We start from the raw sequence: 16,223 nt of genomic DNA on the forward strand, positions 1-16,223 counted from the left end.
TTCATAAAGTAAAAACTGTTGAATTAAGTTTTACTAATAAACACATTGACAAAAGCCAACATTTTTTGTAAAATAAGAATCAATTAAATACCAACACCGAATGAAGTTTAATAGAAGTGGCGAATCGTTTGATTTTCCATGACTGTAAATGGACGGAACTCTGGAGAGACCGTAAAGGCACCGAAGGGGCAAGGCAGGCAACTGCTCAAACTCTCAGGTAAAAGGACAGAGCTAGGATAGACCGCTTTTTAGCATTTATCTAAGCATTCCAGAGTACATGTATCTTACATGTGCTCTTTCTTTTGGGGTTGAAAAGATAGGAGAAGGAAATGTTAGAATTGCTTAAATCAATCGATGCTTTTGCTTGGGGCCCACCCCTCTTGATTTTATTGGTCGGGACAGGGATTTACCTAACTGCTCGTCTAGGACTTTTGCAGGTTTCGCGTCTGCCCAAGGCTTTCCAGCTTATTTTTACTAAGGACAAGGGGCATGGCGATGTGTCCAGCTTTGCGGCCTTGTGTACAGCCCTCGCAGCGACAGTTGGTACGGGAAATATTATCGGGGTGGCGACGGCTATCAAGGTCGGTGGACCAGGAGCCCTCTTTTGGATGTGGATGGCTGCTTTCTTTGGGATGGCTACCAAGTATGCGGAAGGACTACTAGCTATCAAATACCGCACTAAGGATGACCATGGTGCAGTGGCGGGAGGTCCGATGCATTATATCCTTCTAGGGATGGGAGAAAAGTGGCGTCCCCTTGCCATCTTCTTTGCCCTGGCAGGTGTTCTAGTAGCTTTGTTGGGGATCGGGACCTTCACTCAAGTCAACTCGATTACAGAATCTATCCAAAATACAACGGCTATTTCGCCAGCCATCACCGCTCTCGTTTTGTCTGTCTTTGTAGCGATTGCTGTCTTTGGTGGACTCAAGTCCATTTCAAAGGTTTCAACTACCGTTGTTCCTTTTATGGCTATTATTTATATTTTAGGAACTCTTACAGTTATTTTCTTTAATATCGAGAAAATCCCTACCACAATCGCTTTAATCTTGACATCCGCTTTTAGTCCTGTTGCTGCGGTGGGTGGATTTGCCGGTGCTAGCATTCGGATGGCTATTCAAAATGGTGTGGCGCGTGGTGTGTTCTCAAACGAATCTGGTCTGGGTTCAGCTCCCATTGCAGCGGCTGCGGCTAAGACAAATGAACCGGTAGAGCAAGGCTTGATTTCCATGACAGGAACCTTTATTGACACCCTCATTATCTGTACTCTAACTGGTTTGACCATCTTGGTGACTGGTGTTTGGAGTGGTGATTTGAATGGAGTTGCCTTGACTCAGTCAGCCTTCTCAACAGTCTTTTCACACTTTGGGCCTGCCCTTTTGACCATCTTCCTTGTGCTCTTTGCCTTTACAACGATTCTAGGTTGGAACTATTACGGGGAACGTTGTTTTGAGTTCCTCTTTGGGGTTCGCTTTATCTGGCTTTACCGTGTGGTCTTTGTACTCATGGTCCTGTTGGGAGGATTTATCGAGTTGGATATGGTTTGGATTATCGCAGATATTGTCAATGCCTTGATGGCTCTGCCAAACTTGATTGCCCTCTTAGTCTTGTCACCAGTCGTTATTGCTGAGACTAAAAAGTATTTTAATAAATAATAGAATCACACATCGCGTGTGATTTTTTGCTTTCATAAAAAATTTCTATCGATGCAATTTAAAATATATATTATACACGGTATAGAATCTGTGATAGACTAGGTTTCAACAACATGAAAAGAGGTTTTATGATGACAACATTTACAATCCATACAGTAGAATCAGCATCAGCAGAAGTGAAAGAAGTTCTTGAAACAGTAGAAAAAGATAACAATGGCTATATTCCTAACCTAATCGGTCTCTTGGCTAATGCACCCACTGCTTTAGAGGCTTACCGTACTGTCGGAGCTATCAACCGTCGCAACAGCCTGACACCCGTTGAGCGCGAAGTGGTGCAAATCACGGCAGCTGTGACCAATGGTTGTGCCTTCTGTGTCGCAGGTCACACAGCCTTTTCAATAAAACAAATCCAGATGAATGATGATCTGCTGCAAGCCCTTCGCAATCGTACTCCAATTGAAACAGATTCTAAATTGGACACCCTAGCTAAGTTTACCTTGGCAGTTATCAATACCAAGGGTCGTGTAGGAGATGAAGCCTTGGCTGAGTTTCTAGAAGCTGGTTACACGCAACAAAATGCCTTGGATGTGGTTCTTGGTGTCAGCCTAGCAAGCCTCTGTAACTATGCCAACAACCTAGCTAATACCCCAATTAACCCAGAATTGCAACCTTATGCCTAATTCATATCTGAGTAAAATGAAGTCTGAAATAATCGGACTTCGTTTTTTTAAGTCCTCATTTAAGCGCTTTTATGCTATACTGAAACTAACATGATTATTGGAGGTTAGGATGAAAAAACTCCCCTTGGTATTTTCTGGTTGTTTGCTAGGTTTAGCAGGAGCTGGAAATCTTATTTTAGATACGTTGCCGGTTCTGTCCCATCTATTGAGTCTGACAGGTTTGATTTTGTGGATTTATTTTCTAATTCTACATCTCTTTAATTGGAAGGAAACCAAGCAAGAATTGACCAAGCCCCCTCTTTTGTCAGGAATGGCCACCTTTCCCATGGCTGGGATGATTTTATCGACTTATGTCCTACGCCTGTTTCCCAATCTTTCCTTGGTAGCGCAAGGGCTCTGGTGGTTTTCATTTCTCTTGGATTTGGCCTTGATTGCTGGTTTTACCATCAAGTTTGCTTGTCCAGGGCGGAGGGTTCATGTCACTCCAAGCTGGACGGTTCTCTATGTTGGGATAGCAGTGGCAGCTTTGACCTATCCTCTTGTCGGTATCATCGAAATTGCCTATGCTACCTTGAGTTTTGGTTTTCTCCTAACCTTCTATCTCTACCCGCTTATTTATAGCGATTTAAAGAAACATCCACTTCCACTAGCCTTGCTTGGTCAAGAAGGAATCTACTGTGCTCCTTTCTCTCTACTCTTGGCTTCCCTAGTTCGAGTTGGAGGAACTAGCCTACCGAATTGGGTCTTGATTGTCATGATTTTGGCTTCCCAATCCTTCTTTTTCTTTGTTTTGACTCGCCTGCCCAATATTTTAAAACAAGGTTTTCAACCAGCCTTCTCAGCCCTCACCTTCCCGACCATTATCACAGCTACTTCGCTTAAGATGGCTCAGGGAATCTTGAAATTTCCATTTCTGGATTATCTGGTAGTGGCTGAAACTGTTATTTGCCTAATCATTTTGCTCTTTGTATTAGGCGCTTATCTGAATTGGTTACGAAAAAAGGTCTAGCTAGAAATAGCTAAACCTTATTTTTTATGGTTTGATGACTTCAGCTCCACCCATGTAAGGACGAAGAGCTTCTGGGATGGTTACAGAACCATCTTCATTTTGGTAGTTTTCAAGAATAGCAGCCACTGTACGTCCAACTGCAAGTCCAGAACCGTTCAAGGTATGGAGGAGTTTCACCTTGCCATCTGCTTCATCACGGTAACGGATTTGGGCACGACGTGCTTGGAAATCTTCTGTATTTGAACAGCTTGAGATTTCGCGGTAGGTATTTTGTGCTGGGATCCAAACTTCCAAGTCGTAAGTCTTAGCAGCTGAGAAGCCCATATCTCCTGTAGAAAGAGCAACTACACGGTATGGCAAGTTTAGTTTTTGAAGAATGTTTTCAGCGTTGGCTGTCATCTTTTCTAATTCTTCGTATGATTCTTCAGGTTTGGCGAATTTCACCATTTCAACCTTGTGGAATTGGTGCAAACGAATCAAACCACGAGTATCGCGACCAGCAGAACCAGCTTCTGAACGGAAAGATGGACTCATAGCAGTAAAATAGATTGGCAGTTCCTTACCATCAATGATTTCATCACGATAGTAGTTAGTCAGAGGAACTTCAGCTGTAGGAATAAGGACGTAATTGCTGTCACTCAATTCAAAAGTATCTTCCTTGAATTTTGGATATTGACCAGTACCAAACATAGAATCGTGGTTAACCATGTAAGGCGTGATGACTTCTGTATAGCCTTCCTTGCCATGCTCATCCAACATAAAGTTGTAGATAGCACGTTCCAAACGAGCACCGAGACCTTTATAGAAGAGGAAGCGAGCTCCTGTTACCTTACCACCGCGTTCCCAGTCAAGAATACCAAGGTCTTCACCAAGATCCCAGTGGGCTTTTGGTTCGAAGTCAAATTCGCGTGGAGTACCCCAACGGCGAACTTCCACATTGTCGTCTTCGTCAACCCCAACAGGAACGCTGTCAGCTGGGATGTTTGGAAGAGTAGTAGTAAATTCTGTCAATTTAGCATCGATTTCTGCCAATTCAGCATCCAAGGCTTTGACCTCAGCAGATAGATTTTGCATGGCAGTAATCTTGTCATCTGCATTTTCCTTGTTGCGCTTAGCTTGGGCAATCTCAGCAGAAACTGTGTTACGTTCTGCCTTGAGAGTTTCAACCTTGACCAAGATGTCACGACGCTTAGCATCGATTTCTTTCATCTCATTCAAGACAGCAGCATCTACACCACGTGTAGCCAATTTTTCTGCGACAGCATCAAAGTCTGTACGAATACGTTTGATATCTAACATAAGAACTCCTTTATGAAAAAAGCACACCTGACAAAGCGTTGGAGTGGCAGGGCCACGGTTCCATCCAACTTCACAGGTGTGCACTTGATTGTGTATGTAATTTTGAATAACGGTAGAATTTCACCTATCCCTCCTATCTGCTCGCAGCACCCGCAGACTTTCTGAAAGAAGAAGATAACCTACTTATCCGTTGCTATGATTATACTAAAGTTTCTACTTTTTTGCAAATAGATTTTTAAATTTTTGACCAATTGTCTGAATCAGGGTAGGAAGTTTGACGACCTTGTCATTACCCAGTTTTTCGCGTGCAATTTTGAGAATAGCACCTGAGTCTTTTGAAGCAAAGAGGAATTTTCCTTTGTCTGTAAAGACTTCGAAGTGGCGACTGATTTTGCGACCAGTGACATTGGCTCCAATCTGATTGATATGGCTCCAAGGAATTTGGATAAATTGTTCGACATTGACATCTGGGTAAAATTCTAAAGCCTGATCTCCGACCAGGAATTTCCCAACTTTCCCAGCTATAGAGAGATAGGAAGTTCCTGTTGTATTGAGGAGCACTGTTTTGTTAAGTGATTGGGCCATGGTTAGTCTTCCTTACTTTCACCGAAAAAGGCATTGTAGAGGGCTTTAATCGCTGCTTTTTCTTGGTCCTTATTGACAACGAACATGATAGAAACTTCACTAGAACCTTGAGACATCATCTGGATATTGATCTTGTTTTCAGATAGAGCACGTGTTGCAGTAGCTGTTACACCGATATGACTCTTCATCTTTTCTCCAACAATCATAATGATAGAAAGGTCGTGTTCGATTTCTGCATGGTCTACTTCAGCTTTTTGAACCAATTGACGTAGGATTTCTTCTTCCTTGATAGGAGTTAGCTCGCGAGAACGGAGAATGATTGAAAGATCGTCGATACCTGTTGGCATATGTTCCCAACCGATGTTGAGGTCTTCAAGGATTTGCAGAACCTTGCGACCAAATCCAACTTCACGATTCATGAGGTATTTCGACATGTTGATGCTGACAAAGCCTGAATCACCAGCAATTCCTACTACTGGGAATTCATCACTACTGTGTTTTAGAACGATACGAGTACCTGGGTGTTCAGGGTTGTTGGTATTCTTGATAACCAGAGGAATTTTTCCTCGGTAGGCAGGGAGAAGGGCTTCGTCATGAAGAACTGAGAATCCTGCATAAGCCAACTCACGCATTTCACGGTAGGTCAACTCAGGAATCGAGTGTGGTTGGTGGATAATGCCTGGGTGAGCTGCAAAGATACCATCAACGTCCGTAAAGTTTTCATAGAGGTCGGCTTTTACACCTGCAGCAATGATAGAACCTGTAATGTCTGATCCTCCACGTGAGAAGGTACAGATTTGATTTTCCTTGGTAACTCCAAAGAAACCAGGAATGACAAGGACTTCATTTGCATTTGTCAATTCTTCAATCTTGTCATAACTTGATGGCACGATGCGAGCGTTGCCAGGTTCACTTGTTACCACAATCCCAGCTTCTCGAGGGTGAACATAGCGTGCATCGATACCATTTTGGTTAAAGTAGGCAGCAATCAATTTAGCATTGTTATTTTCACCCGCTGCTAGGAAAGTATCGTAGAGAAATTCGTTTTCTTCGATAGGAAGACTTGCCAAGGCACGAATGCTTTTTGAAATTTTCTCTAGAACAGCTGGTTTCAGTTCTAATTCACTAACCATAGCTGCATAGCGGTCGATAATCCAGTTTTGGCTCTTGCTAATATCGTTACCAGCAACATAGTCGCGGTAGTATTTAATCAAGGCATCCGTAACCTTAGTATCTTCAGCATTGCGTTTACCAGGAGCAGAAACAACTACAAAACGGCGTTCAGGATCGCTTTTTACGATGTTTAAAACTTTTTCTAATTGACCAGCAGAGGCAAGAGAGCTACCTCCAAATTTAACAACTTTCATAAGAACTCCTAAAGTAAGTATTTTATACGATTATAGCAGAAAGAAAGGCTTTTTTCAATGAAGAAAAAGGAATATAAAAAGCAGTTTGTCCCAAGACTTACTGCATATGATTTCTCAGTTTGATTTATAGTCTAATACCAAGGATTCGGTATCCTTCTGTAAGATATTCACCTAATGGTTTGTCAACCATGTAAAGAACTTCTATTTCTTTAGAATCTTGACTTGATGATTTTACCTCATCAAAACGGGTGAGAAAGATTTCGTCAGGAGATTTTTGTTCAACATTATTTTCTCTACCTAGATACATGATGGTTTGAAGTGCAATGACTTCATCACGATTCAATTTCATGAGAAGTTCTACTATTTGTTTTGATAGCAAATCAAATTCGTCTGAAATTTGTATATCAGCTAAAGAAATAATTTTGAAAGTTTTGTTCTCTCGTCTATCTTTATCTCTTTTATTTGCTAACTTTACGACATCTTTTGCAACTTTTATCAAGTTTCTATACATGAATTTACTCCTTTTTCAAAAATAAGTTTTTTATAACTATATCATATTAAATACATTGATTCAAATAAGATAATTAACTTTTAAAATTTCATAATTCAAAATCAGCTGAGACACTTTCAGTCGATTTTTTCTTGCTTTCTACTCCTAAAAAAGATATACTTCGATAATGAAATAATTTAAACTGCTTATAAAATAAAAAGGAGTCCTGATGGAACATATTATTTATCAGCTTGAAGAGGACTTGGCAATTATTACTTTAAACCGTCCTCATGTCGCTAACGGCTTCCACATTCCCATGTGTGAGGAAATTTTAGAAACCTTGACTCTGGCAGAAGAGAATTCGTCTGTGCGTTTTATCTTGATCAATGCTAGTGGAAAGGTCTTTTCAGTTGGGGGAGATTTGGTAGAGATGAAGCGGGCAGTAGATGAGGATGATATTCCATCATTGACGAAAATCGCAGAGTTGGTAAATGATATTTCTTATAAAATCAAGCAAATAGCCAAACCTGTCTTGATGGAGGTTGACGGGGCTGTTGCAGGTGCCGCAGCGAATATGGCTGTTGCTGCGGATTTCTGTCTTGCAACGGATAAGGCTAAGTTTATCCAAGCCTTTGTCGGAGTTGGTTTGGCTCCAGATGCAGGTGGGATTTATCTCTTGAGCCGCAGTATCGGTGTGACGCGTGCTGCTCAACTAGCTATGACAGGAGAGGCTTTGACTGCTGATAAAGCTCTGGATTGGGGTCTTGTTTATCGTGTATGTGAAGCTGACAAACTAGAAAAGACCAGAGAACAGCTTCTTAAAAAATTAAGACGTGGCTCAGCTAATTCCTATGCTGCCATCAAGAAGTTGGTTTGGGAGAGTCAATTTAAAGATTGGCAAGATTATGCTATTTTAGAACTGAACCTACAGGAATCCTTAGCTCAAACAGAGGATTTTAAAGAAGGAGTGCGAGCTCATTCGGAGAGAAGAAGACCTAAATTCACAGGAAAATAGAAAAATACTTGCACCATTCTTTGAACTTTGATATAATTTTTTTGTCAAATGTTTTGATTGTGAAAGTTTTTTGAAAAGGAGGGAAAAGAGATTGGACTACCAACGAATTAATGAATATTTAACATCTATATTTAACAATGTCCTCGTCATCGAGGAAGTTAGCTTGAGGGGTAGTCGTTTCAAAGATATCTCCATCAAAGAAGTCCATACAATCGATGTAATTGGAAAATTCCCAGACGTGACGCCAAGTCAAGTGTCAAAAGAGTTGATGGTGACTCTTGGGACTGTTACGACGAGTTTAAATAATCTCGAACGTAAGGGGTACATTGAACGCATTCGTTCAGAGCAGGATCGTCGTGTGGTGCATCTGCATTTGACAAAGAAGGGTCGCTTGGTTCATAGACTACATAAACGCTTCCATAAGGCCATGGTTGAAAATATTATCGACGGTATGAGCAAGGAAGAAACTGAGGTTATGGGCAAAGGTTTGACGAAACTTTATCAATTTTTGGAGGATTTGAAATAATGGCTTTTGCAAAAATAAGCCAGGTTGCTCATTATGTGCCAGAGCAAGTGGTTACAAATCATGATTTGGCTCAGATTATGGATACCAATGATGAGTGGATTTCAAGTCGGACGGGAATACGACAAAGGCATATTTCAAGAACAGAATCTACCAGTGATTTGGCTACAGAGGTTGCGAAGAAACTGATGAAAAAAGCTGGAATCACAGGAGAAGAGCTGGATTTTATCATCCTAGCTACCATCACTCCAGATTCGATGATGCCCTCTACAGCTGCTCGTGTCCAAGCTAATATTGGTGCCAAAAAAGCTTTTGCTTTTGACCTAACAGCTGCTTGCAGTGGATTTGTATTTGCTTTATCAACTGCTGAAAAGTTTATCGCTTCTGGTCGCTTTCAAAAAGGCTTAGTGATTGGTAGTGAAACCCTCTCTAAGGCAGTCGATTGGTCGGACCGATCAACAGCTGTCTTGTTTGGAGATGGTGCTGGTGGAGTCTTGCTAGAAGCTAGCGAGCAAGAGCATTTCTTAGCTGAGAGTCTTAATAGTGATGGGAGTCGTAGCGAGTGTCTAACTTATGGATATTCAGGCTTGCAATCTCCATTTTCAGATCGAGAAAATGCAGATTCATTTTTGAAGATGGATGGGCGCGCGGTCTTTGATTTTGCCATTCGAGATGTAGCTAAGTCTATCAAACAAACTATTGAAGAATCTCCTGTAGAGGCGACAGACTTGGATTATCTGCTACTTCATCAGGCTAATGACCGTATTTTGGATAAGATGGCTAGAAAAATCGGTGTCGACCGAGACAAACTTCCAGCCAATATGATGGAATATGGCAATACCAGTGCAGCAAGTATCCCGATTTTACTTTCAGAGTGTGTAGAACAAGGTCTTATCCATTTAGATGGTAGCCAGACTGTTCTGCTATCAGGCTTCGGTGGAGGCTTGACCTGGGGCACGCTCATTCTTACAATTTAGGTAATCATGTGGTGAACACATTGTTATAAAAAACTATTTATTTTAAAGGAGTCCTATCATGGCAGTATTTGAAAAAGTACAAGAAATTATTGTTGAAGAACTTGGAAAAGACGCATCAGAAGTAACATTTGAATCAACTTTTGATGACTTGGACGCAGATTCATTGGACTTGTTCCAAGTAATTTCAGAAATCGAAGATGCTTTTGATATCCAAATCGAAGCAGAAGATGACTTGAAAACAGTTGGTGACTTGGTTGCCTACGTTGAAGAGCAAACGAAATAAGCAGAATATAAGATAGAAGGAGTAGGGAAACCCGCTCCCTCTTGTTTAGGCAATAGTTTGATTGTCAAATTATGACAGTATCGAACTATTACGTAAGCAAGAAACGATGGAGGCACTATGAAAACGCGTATTACAGAATTATTGAACATTGATTATCCTATTTTCCAAGGAGGAATGGCCTGGGTTGCTGATGGTGATTTGGCAGGGGCTGTTTCCAAGGCTGGAGGGCTAGGGATTATCGGTGGGGGAAATGCCCCTAAAGAAGTTGTCAAGGCAAATATTGATAAAATCAAATCATTGACGGATAAGCCTTTTGGTGTCAACATCATGCTCTTGTCTCCCTTTGTGGAAGATATTGTAGACCTTGTCATAGAGGAAGGTGTTAAGGTTGTTACAACAGGCGCAGGAAATCCTGGTAAATACATGGAACGCTTTCACGAAGCTGGTATTACAGTTATTCCTGTTGTACCAAGTGTTGCTTTAGCTAAACGCATGGAAAAAATCGGTGCGGACGCTGTTATTGCAGAAGGAATGGAAGCTGGGGGGCATATCGGTAAATTAACAACTATGACCTTGGTGCGCCAGGTAGCTGCAGCTGTATCTATTCCTGTTATTGCTGCAGGAGGGATTGCGGATGGAGAAGGTGCTGCTGCTGGTTTTATGCTAGGTGCAGAGGCTATTCAGGTTGGAACACGTTTCGTCGTTGCAAAAGAGTCTAATGCCCATCCGAATTATAAGGCCAAGATTTTAAAAGCTAGAGATATTGATACTACGATTTCAGCCCAACATTTTGGCCATGCTGTTCGTGCTATTAAAAATCAGTTGACTCGTGATTTTGAAAAAGCTGAGAAAGATGCCTTTAAACAAGAAAATCCAGATTTGGAAATTTTTGAACAAATGGGAGCAGGTGCCCTAGCCAAAGCAGTTGTTCACGGAGATGTGGATGGCGGATCTGTTATGGCAGGTCAGATTGCAGGGCTTGTTTCCAAGGAAGAAACAGCAGAAGAAATCCTAAAAGATTTGTACTACGGAGCAGCTAAGAAAATTCAAGAAGAAGCCTCTCGTTGGGTAGGAGTTGTAAGAAATGACTAAAACAGCCTTTTTATTTGCTGGCCAAGGTGCCCAGTATCTAGGTATGGGACGGGATCTCTATGATCAGTATCCGATTGTCAAAGAAACGATTGATCAAGCGAGTCAGGTACTCGGTTATGATTTGCGTTATCTCATTGATACAGAAGAAGAAAAACTTAATCAGACCCGCTATACGCAACCAGCTATTTTAGCAACTTCGGTTGCTATCTATCGTTTATTGCAAGAAAAGGGGTATCAGCCTGATATGGTTGCTGGTTTGTCTCTTGGAGAATACTCTGCCTTGGTGGCCAGCGGTGCCTTGGATTTTGAAGATGCGGTAGCCTTGGTTGCTAAGCGTGGCGCCTATATGGAAGAAGCAGCTCCTGCTGGCTCTGGTAAGATGGTAGCAGTTCTCAATACACCAGTAGAGGTCATTGAGGAAGCCTGTCAAAAAGCTTCTGAGCTTGGAGTGGTTACCCCAGCCAACTATAATACACCTGCACAAATCGTGATTGGTGGAGAAGTGGCTGCAGTTGACCGAGCTGTCGAACTCTTGCAGGAAGCAGGTGCCAAACGCTTGATTCCTCTCAAGGTGTCAGGTCCCTTTCATACCGCTCTCCTTGAGCCTGCTAGCCAGAAACTAGCTGAAACTCTAGCTCAGGTAAGTTTTTCAGATTTCACTTGTCCCCTAGTCGGCAATACAGAAGCTACAGTTATGAAAAAAGAAGACATTGTTCAACTTTTGACGCGTCAGGTTAAGGAGCCAGTTCGTTTCTATGAAAGCATTGCAGTTATGCAAGAAGCAGGCGTAACCAACTTTATAGAGATTGGCCCAGGGAAAGTCTTGTCAGGCTTTGTTAAAAAGATTGATAAGACGGCTAAACTAGCCAATGTTGAAGATCAGGCTAGCCTGGAAGCTCTTCTAGGAAACTAGTAATCCCTTCTCCCATAAATACAGGAGGAAACAGGAGAAAAGAATGCAACTAAAAAATAAAAATATCTTTGTTACAGGTTCGAGTCGTGGAATTGGTCTTGCCATCGCCCACAAGTTTGCTCAGGTAGGAGCCAATATTGTTTTAAACAGCCGTGGGGCAATCTCAGAGGACTTGCTAGCCGAGTTTGCAAACTATGGTGTCAAGGTAGTTCCCATTTCAGGAGATGTGTCAAATTTTGCAGATGCTAAACGTATGGTTGAGCAAGCTATTGCAGAGCTAGGTTCAGTAGATGTTTTGGTCAACAATGCAGGGATTACCCAAGATACCCTGATGCTCAAGATGACAGAAGCGGATTTTGAAAAAGTTCTCAAGGTTAACTTGACTGGTTCCTTTAACATGACACAATCAGTCTTGAAACCGATGATGAAAGCCAGAGAAGGTGCTATCATTAATATGTCTAGTGTTGTTGGTTTGATGGGAAATATCGGTCAAGCTAACTATGCAGCTTCTAAGGCTGGTTTGATTGGTTTTACCAAGTCTGTGGCTCGTGAAGTGGCCAATCGCAATATCAGGGTTAATGCTATTGCACCTGGAATGATTGAGTCCGATATGACAGCTGTTCTATCAGACAAGGTAAAAGATGCTATGCTGGCACAAATTCCTATGAAAGCATTTGGGCAGGCAGAGCAGGTTGCAGATTTGACAGTATTTTTAGCAGGCCAAGATTATCTAACTGGTCAAGTGGTTGCCATTGATGGTGGCTTAAGTATGTAGCAGAAGCTAGAGGTAAAAAAGATGAAACTAAATCGCGTAGTAGTAACAGGTTATGGAGTAACATCTCCAATCGGAAATACACCAGAAGAATTTTGGAATAGTTTGACAACTGGAAAAATCGGAATTGGTCAAATTACAAAATTTGATCATAGTGACTTTGATGTGCATAATGCGGCAGAAGTCCAAGATTTTCCTTTTGATAAATACTTTGTAAAGAAAGATACCAATCGTTTTGATAACTACTCTTTGTATGCCTTGTACGCAGCCCAAGAAGCTGTTAATCATGCCAATTTGGATGTAGAGGCCCTTGATAAAGATCGTTTTGGTGTTATTGTTGCCTCAGGTATTGGTGGAATCAAAGAAATTGAAGATCAAGTGCTTCGCCTCCATGACAAAGGACCAAAACGTGTGAAACCATTGACCCTTCCAAAAGCCTTGCCAAATATGGCTTCAGGAAATGTTGCCATGCGTTTTGGAGCAAACGGTGTTTGTAAATCCATCAATACTGCCTGCGCTTCATCAAATGACGCGATTGGGGATGCCTTCCGCTCAATTAAATTTGGTTTCCAAGATGTTATGTTGGTAGGTGGTTCAGAAGCTTCTATCACACCTTTTGCTATTGCTGGTTTCCAAGCACTGACAGCTCTCTCTACTACAGAGGATCCATCTCGTGCTTCCATTCCATTTGATAAAGACCGTAACGGTTTTGTCATGGGAGAAGGTTCAGGGATGTTGGTTCTTGAAAGTCTTGAACATGCAGAAAAACGTGGGGCAACGATACTCGCTGAAGTGGTTGGTTATGGACATACCTGTGATGCCTACCACATGACTTCTCCTCATCCAGAAGGTCAGGGAGCTATCAAGGCCATCAAACTAGCCTTGGAAGAAGCTGAGATTTCCCCAGAACAAGTAGCCTATGTCAATGCTCACGGAACCTCAACTCCTGCTAATGAAAAAGGAGAAAGTGGTGCGATCGTAGCTGTTCTTGGTAAGGAAGTACCTGTATCATCAACCAAGTCTTTCACAGGACATTTGCTGGGGGCTGCAGGTGCAGTAGAAGCTATCGTAACAATCGAGGCTATGCGTCATAACTTTGTTCCAATGACAGCTGGGACAAGTGAAGTATCAGATTATATCGAAGCCAATGTCGTTTATGGACAAGGCTTGGAGCAAGAAATTCCATACGCTATTTCAAATACCTTTGGTTTTGGTGGCCACAATGCAGTTCTTGCTTTCAAACGTTGGGAGAATAAGTAAGTATGAATTTAAACGATATTAAAGACTTGATGGCTCAATTTGACCAGTCAAGTTTGAGAGAATTTTCTTATAAGAATGGGACGGATGAGTTGGAGTTTAGCAAGAATGAAGCGAGACTTGTATCTGAAGTTGCACCTCAAGTTGCTCCAGCACCAGTTCTAGCAACACCTAGTCCAGTAGTTCCTACATCTGCTCCAGCAGAGACTGTAGTGGAAGAAACTTCGACGCCAGCTGAAGCAAGCGTGGCTGCTGAGGGAGATGTTGTAGAGAGCCCACTTGTTGGGGTGGCTTACCTAGCTGCAGGACCTGATAAACCAGCTTTTGTTACAGTTGGAGATAGTGTCAAGAAAGGCCAAACTTTGGTTATTATTGAAGCCATGAAAGTCATGAATGAAATCCCAGCTCCTAAGGATGGTGTGGTAACAGAAATTCTCGTTTCTAATGAAGAAATGGTAGAGTTTGGTAAAGGATTGGTACGTATCAAATGATTGATATTCAAGGAATCAAAGAGGCTCTACCCCACCGTTACCCTATGCTCCTAGTGGATCGTGTGTTGGAAGTGAGCGAGGACACTATTGTTGCCATCAAAAATGTAACCATCAATGAGCCCTTCTTTAACGGTCATTTCCCTCAATATCCAGTTATGCCAGGTGTTCTTATCATGGAAGCATTGGCGCAAACAGCTGGTGTCTTGGAGTTGTCAAAACCTGAAAATAAAGGAAAACTGGTCTTTTACGCTGGTATGGATAAGGTTAAGTTCAAGAAGCAAGTTGTACCAGGTGATCAATTAGTTATGACGGCAACGTTTGTAAAACGTCGCGGTACCATTGCCGTGGTTGAAGCAAAGGCTGAAGTGGATGGCAAGCTTGCAGCTAGTGGTACTCTTACCTTTGCAATAGGGAACTAAGGAGGTTCTCCATGTTTCGAAAAATTTTAATTGCCAATCGTGGTGAAATTGCGGTTCGTATTATCCGTGCGGCGCGTGAATTGGGCATTGCGACGGTGGCGGTTTATTCAACTGCTGATAAGGAAGCCCTTCATACGCTTTTGGCAGATGAAGCAGTTTGTATTGGCCCTGGTAAGCCAACAGAGTCTTATCTCAATATTAATGCGGTTCTATCAGCTGCAGTCTTGACTGAGGCAGAAGCTATTCACCCAGGTTTTGGATTTCTCAGTGAAAATTCCAAATTTGCTACCATGTGTGAAGAAGTTGGTATCAAGTTTATCGGCCCATCTGGTCATGTCATGGATATGATGGGGGATAAGATCAATGCGCGCGCTCAGATGATCAAAGCAGGCGTGCCTGTTATACCAGGTTCAGATGGAGAAGTGCATAACTCTGAGGAAGCCTTGATTGTTGCTGAAAAAATTGGCTATCCTGTTATGCTCAAGGCTTCAGCAGGTGGAGGTGGTAAAGGGATTCGTAAGGTTGAAAAACCAGAAGACCTCGTTTCTGCCTTTGAAACTGCTTCAAGCGAAGCCAAGGCCAATTATGGCAATGGTGCTATGTACATAGAACGGGTTATTTATCCAGCTCGCCATATTGAGGTTCAAATCCTAGGAGATGAGCATGGACATGTGATTCACTTGGGTGAACGGGATTGTTCTCTTCAACGGAATAACCAAAAGGTTTTGGAAGAAAGTCCTTCGATTGCAATCGGAAAAACGCTGCGCCATGAAATCGGTGCTGCTGCTGTTCGAGCGGCAGAGTCTGTTGGCTATGAGAATGCAGGGACTATTGAGTTTCTTCTTGATGAAGCTAGCGGTAAATTCTATTTTATGGAGATGAATACTCGTGTACAAGTAGAACATCCAGTAACAGAATTTGTTTCAGGTGTGGATATCGTTAAGGAACAAATTCGCATTGCAGCAGGTCAACCTCTGTCTGTTAAGCAAGAAGATATTGTTCTACGAGGTCATGCTATTGAATGTCGTATCAATGCAGAAAATCCAGCCTTTAACTTTGCTCCAAGTCCAGGTAAGATTACCAATCTCTATCTTCCAAGTGGTGGAGTTGGTTTGCGCGTGGATTCAGCAGTTTATCCAGGCTATACCATTCCACCTTATTATGACAGTATGATTGCCAAAGTTATCGTTCACGGTGAAAATCGTTTTGATGCCTTGATGAAAATGCAACGTGCCCTCTATGAATTAGAGATTGAAGGGGTGCAGACCAATGCAGATTTCCAGCTTGACCTCATTTCAGATCGCAATGTCATTGCTGGAGATTATGATACTTCCTTCTTGATGGAAACCTTCTTACCTAAATATCAAGAAAAAGAATAAAATGACTTTAAGAGTTTAAA

18 protein-coding genes and 1 riboswitch are annotated in these 16,223 nt (G+C 42.0%); of the genes, 14 read left to right on the plus strand and 4 right to left on the minus strand.

Going from position 1 to position 16,223, the window contains the following annotated elements; genetic code table 11:
• The first annotated feature begins 150 nt into the window (after positions 1–150).
• A riboswitch (glycine riboswitch) is annotated at positions 151–239 on the plus strand.
• Between the two features lie 90 nt (positions 240–329).
• The 3 genes from ACN076_RS03205 (at position 330) to ACN076_RS03215 (ending at position 3,341) form a co-directional block, all read left to right on the plus strand.
• Positions 330–1,652 carry an alanine/glycine:cation symporter family protein gene (locus tag ACN076_RS03205; RefSeq protein ID WP_203176672.1) on the plus strand — a complete coding sequence of 441 codons (1,323 nt, stop codon included), beginning with the start codon at positions 330–332 and terminating at the stop codon, positions 1,650–1,652.
• Positions 1,653–1,783: 131 nt separating this feature from the next.
• Complete coding sequence (locus ACN076_RS03210) at positions 1,784–2,332, plus strand: carboxymuconolactone decarboxylase family protein (RefSeq protein WP_203176698.1); 549 nt, start codon at positions 1,784–1,786, stop codon at positions 2,330–2,332.
• A 109-nt stretch (positions 2,333–2,441) separates the two neighbouring features.
• Entirely contained in the window at positions 2,442–3,341 is a 900-nt protein-coding gene (locus ACN076_RS03215; RefSeq protein ID WP_101781574.1) for a TDT family transporter, read from the plus strand.
• Between the two features lie 24 nt (positions 3,342–3,365).
• On the opposite strand, the gene serS is transcribed toward ACN076_RS03215, so the two are convergent.
• The 4 genes from serS to ACN076_RS03235 form a co-directional block, all read right to left on the minus strand.
• Positions 3,366–4,640, minus strand: coding sequence for a serine--tRNA ligase (serS, locus tag ACN076_RS03220; protein ID WP_420790110.1), 1,275 nt, complete (start codon positions 4,638–4,640; stop codon positions 3,366–3,368).
• Positions 4,641–4,853: 213 nt separating this feature from the next.
• Positions 4,854–5,225, minus strand: a complete 372-nt coding sequence (locus tag ACN076_RS03225; RefSeq protein WP_000079348.1) for a DUF956 family protein — start codon at positions 5,223–5,225, stop codon at positions 4,854–4,856.
• 2 nt (positions 5,226–5,227) lie between these two features.
• Positions 5,228–6,592, minus strand: a complete 1,365-nt coding sequence (locus ACN076_RS03230) for an aspartate kinase (protein ID WP_153226690.1) — start codon at positions 6,590–6,592, stop codon at positions 5,228–5,230.
• 124 nt (positions 6,593–6,716) lie between these two features.
• Positions 6,717–7,103 carry a hypothetical protein gene (locus tag ACN076_RS03235; RefSeq protein ID WP_420790111.1) on the minus strand — a complete coding sequence of 129 codons (387 nt, stop codon included), beginning with the start codon at positions 7,101–7,103 and terminating at the stop codon, positions 6,717–6,719.
• 208 nt (positions 7,104–7,311) lie between these two features.
• Here ACN076_RS03235 and ACN076_RS03240 point away from each other — a divergent pair, with 208 nt between their 5' ends.
• The 11 genes from ACN076_RS03240 (at position 7,312) to accC (ending at position 16,203) form a co-directional block, all read left to right on the plus strand.
• Complete coding sequence (locus ACN076_RS03240) at positions 7,312–8,097, plus strand: enoyl-CoA hydratase (RefSeq protein ID WP_265477162.1); 786 nt, start codon at positions 7,312–7,314, stop codon at positions 8,095–8,097.
• Between the two features lie 91 nt (positions 8,098–8,188).
• Entirely contained in the window at positions 8,189–8,623 is a 435-nt protein-coding gene (locus tag ACN076_RS03245) for a MarR family winged helix-turn-helix transcriptional regulator (RefSeq protein WP_000386357.1), read from the plus strand.
• On the plus strand, positions 8,623–9,597 hold the full coding sequence (locus tag ACN076_RS03250; protein ID WP_125451789.1) for a beta-ketoacyl-ACP synthase III: 975 nt from the start codon (positions 8,623–8,625) through the stop codon (positions 9,595–9,597). Before ACN076_RS03245 ends, ACN076_RS03250 begins: the two co-directional genes overlap by 1 nt.
• Positions 9,598–9,655: 58 nt before the next feature.
• On the plus strand, positions 9,656–9,880 hold the full coding sequence (locus ACN076_RS03255; protein WP_420790112.1) for an acyl carrier protein: 225 nt from the start codon (positions 9,656–9,658) through the stop codon (positions 9,878–9,880).
• A 117-nt stretch (positions 9,881–9,997) separates the two neighbouring features.
• Positions 9,998–10,972, plus strand: coding sequence for an enoyl-[acyl-carrier-protein] reductase FabK (gene fabK / locus ACN076_RS03260; RefSeq protein ID WP_420790113.1), 975 nt, complete (start codon positions 9,998–10,000; stop codon positions 10,970–10,972).
• Positions 10,965–11,885, plus strand: a complete 921-nt coding sequence (gene fabD, locus ACN076_RS03265) for an ACP S-malonyltransferase (RefSeq protein WP_420790114.1) — start codon at positions 10,965–10,967, stop codon at positions 11,883–11,885. Before fabK ends, fabD begins: the two co-directional genes overlap by 8 nt.
• A 43-nt stretch (positions 11,886–11,928) precedes the next feature.
• Positions 11,929–12,660: a 3-oxoacyl-[acyl-carrier-protein] reductase gene (fabG, locus tag ACN076_RS03270; protein ID WP_420790115.1), complete on the plus strand. Its 732-nt coding sequence runs from the start codon at positions 11,929–11,931 to the stop codon at positions 12,658–12,660.
• A 21-nt stretch (positions 12,661–12,681) separates the two neighbouring features.
• Positions 12,682–13,917 (plus strand): beta-ketoacyl-ACP synthase II, encoded by a 1,236-nt coding sequence (fabF, locus tag ACN076_RS03275; protein WP_420790116.1) that lies wholly within the window; start codon positions 12,682–12,684, stop codon positions 13,915–13,917.
• Positions 13,918–13,919: 2 nt separating this feature from the next.
• A complete protein-coding gene (accB, locus tag ACN076_RS03280; protein WP_420790117.1) occupies positions 13,920–14,405 on the plus strand; it encodes an acetyl-CoA carboxylase biotin carboxyl carrier protein in 486 nt (161 codons plus the stop codon).
• Complete coding sequence (fabZ, locus tag ACN076_RS03285; RefSeq protein WP_000565515.1) at positions 14,402–14,824, plus strand: 3-hydroxyacyl-ACP dehydratase FabZ; 423 nt, start codon at positions 14,402–14,404, stop codon at positions 14,822–14,824. The genes accB and fabZ overlap by 4 nt, the downstream gene beginning before the upstream one ends.
• An 11-nt stretch (positions 14,825–14,835) precedes the next feature.
• Positions 14,836–16,203, plus strand: a complete 1,368-nt coding sequence (gene accC, locus ACN076_RS03290) for an acetyl-CoA carboxylase biotin carboxylase subunit (RefSeq protein WP_420790118.1) — start codon at positions 14,836–14,838, stop codon at positions 16,201–16,203.
• The last annotated feature ends 20 nt before the right edge of the window (positions 16,204–16,223 follow it).

Source organism: Streptococcus sp. K0074 (genome assembly GCF_048843365.1).
In the GTDB taxonomy this organism is placed as follows: Bacteria; Bacillota; Bacilli; order Lactobacillales; family Streptococcaceae; genus Streptococcus; species Streptococcus mitis_BM.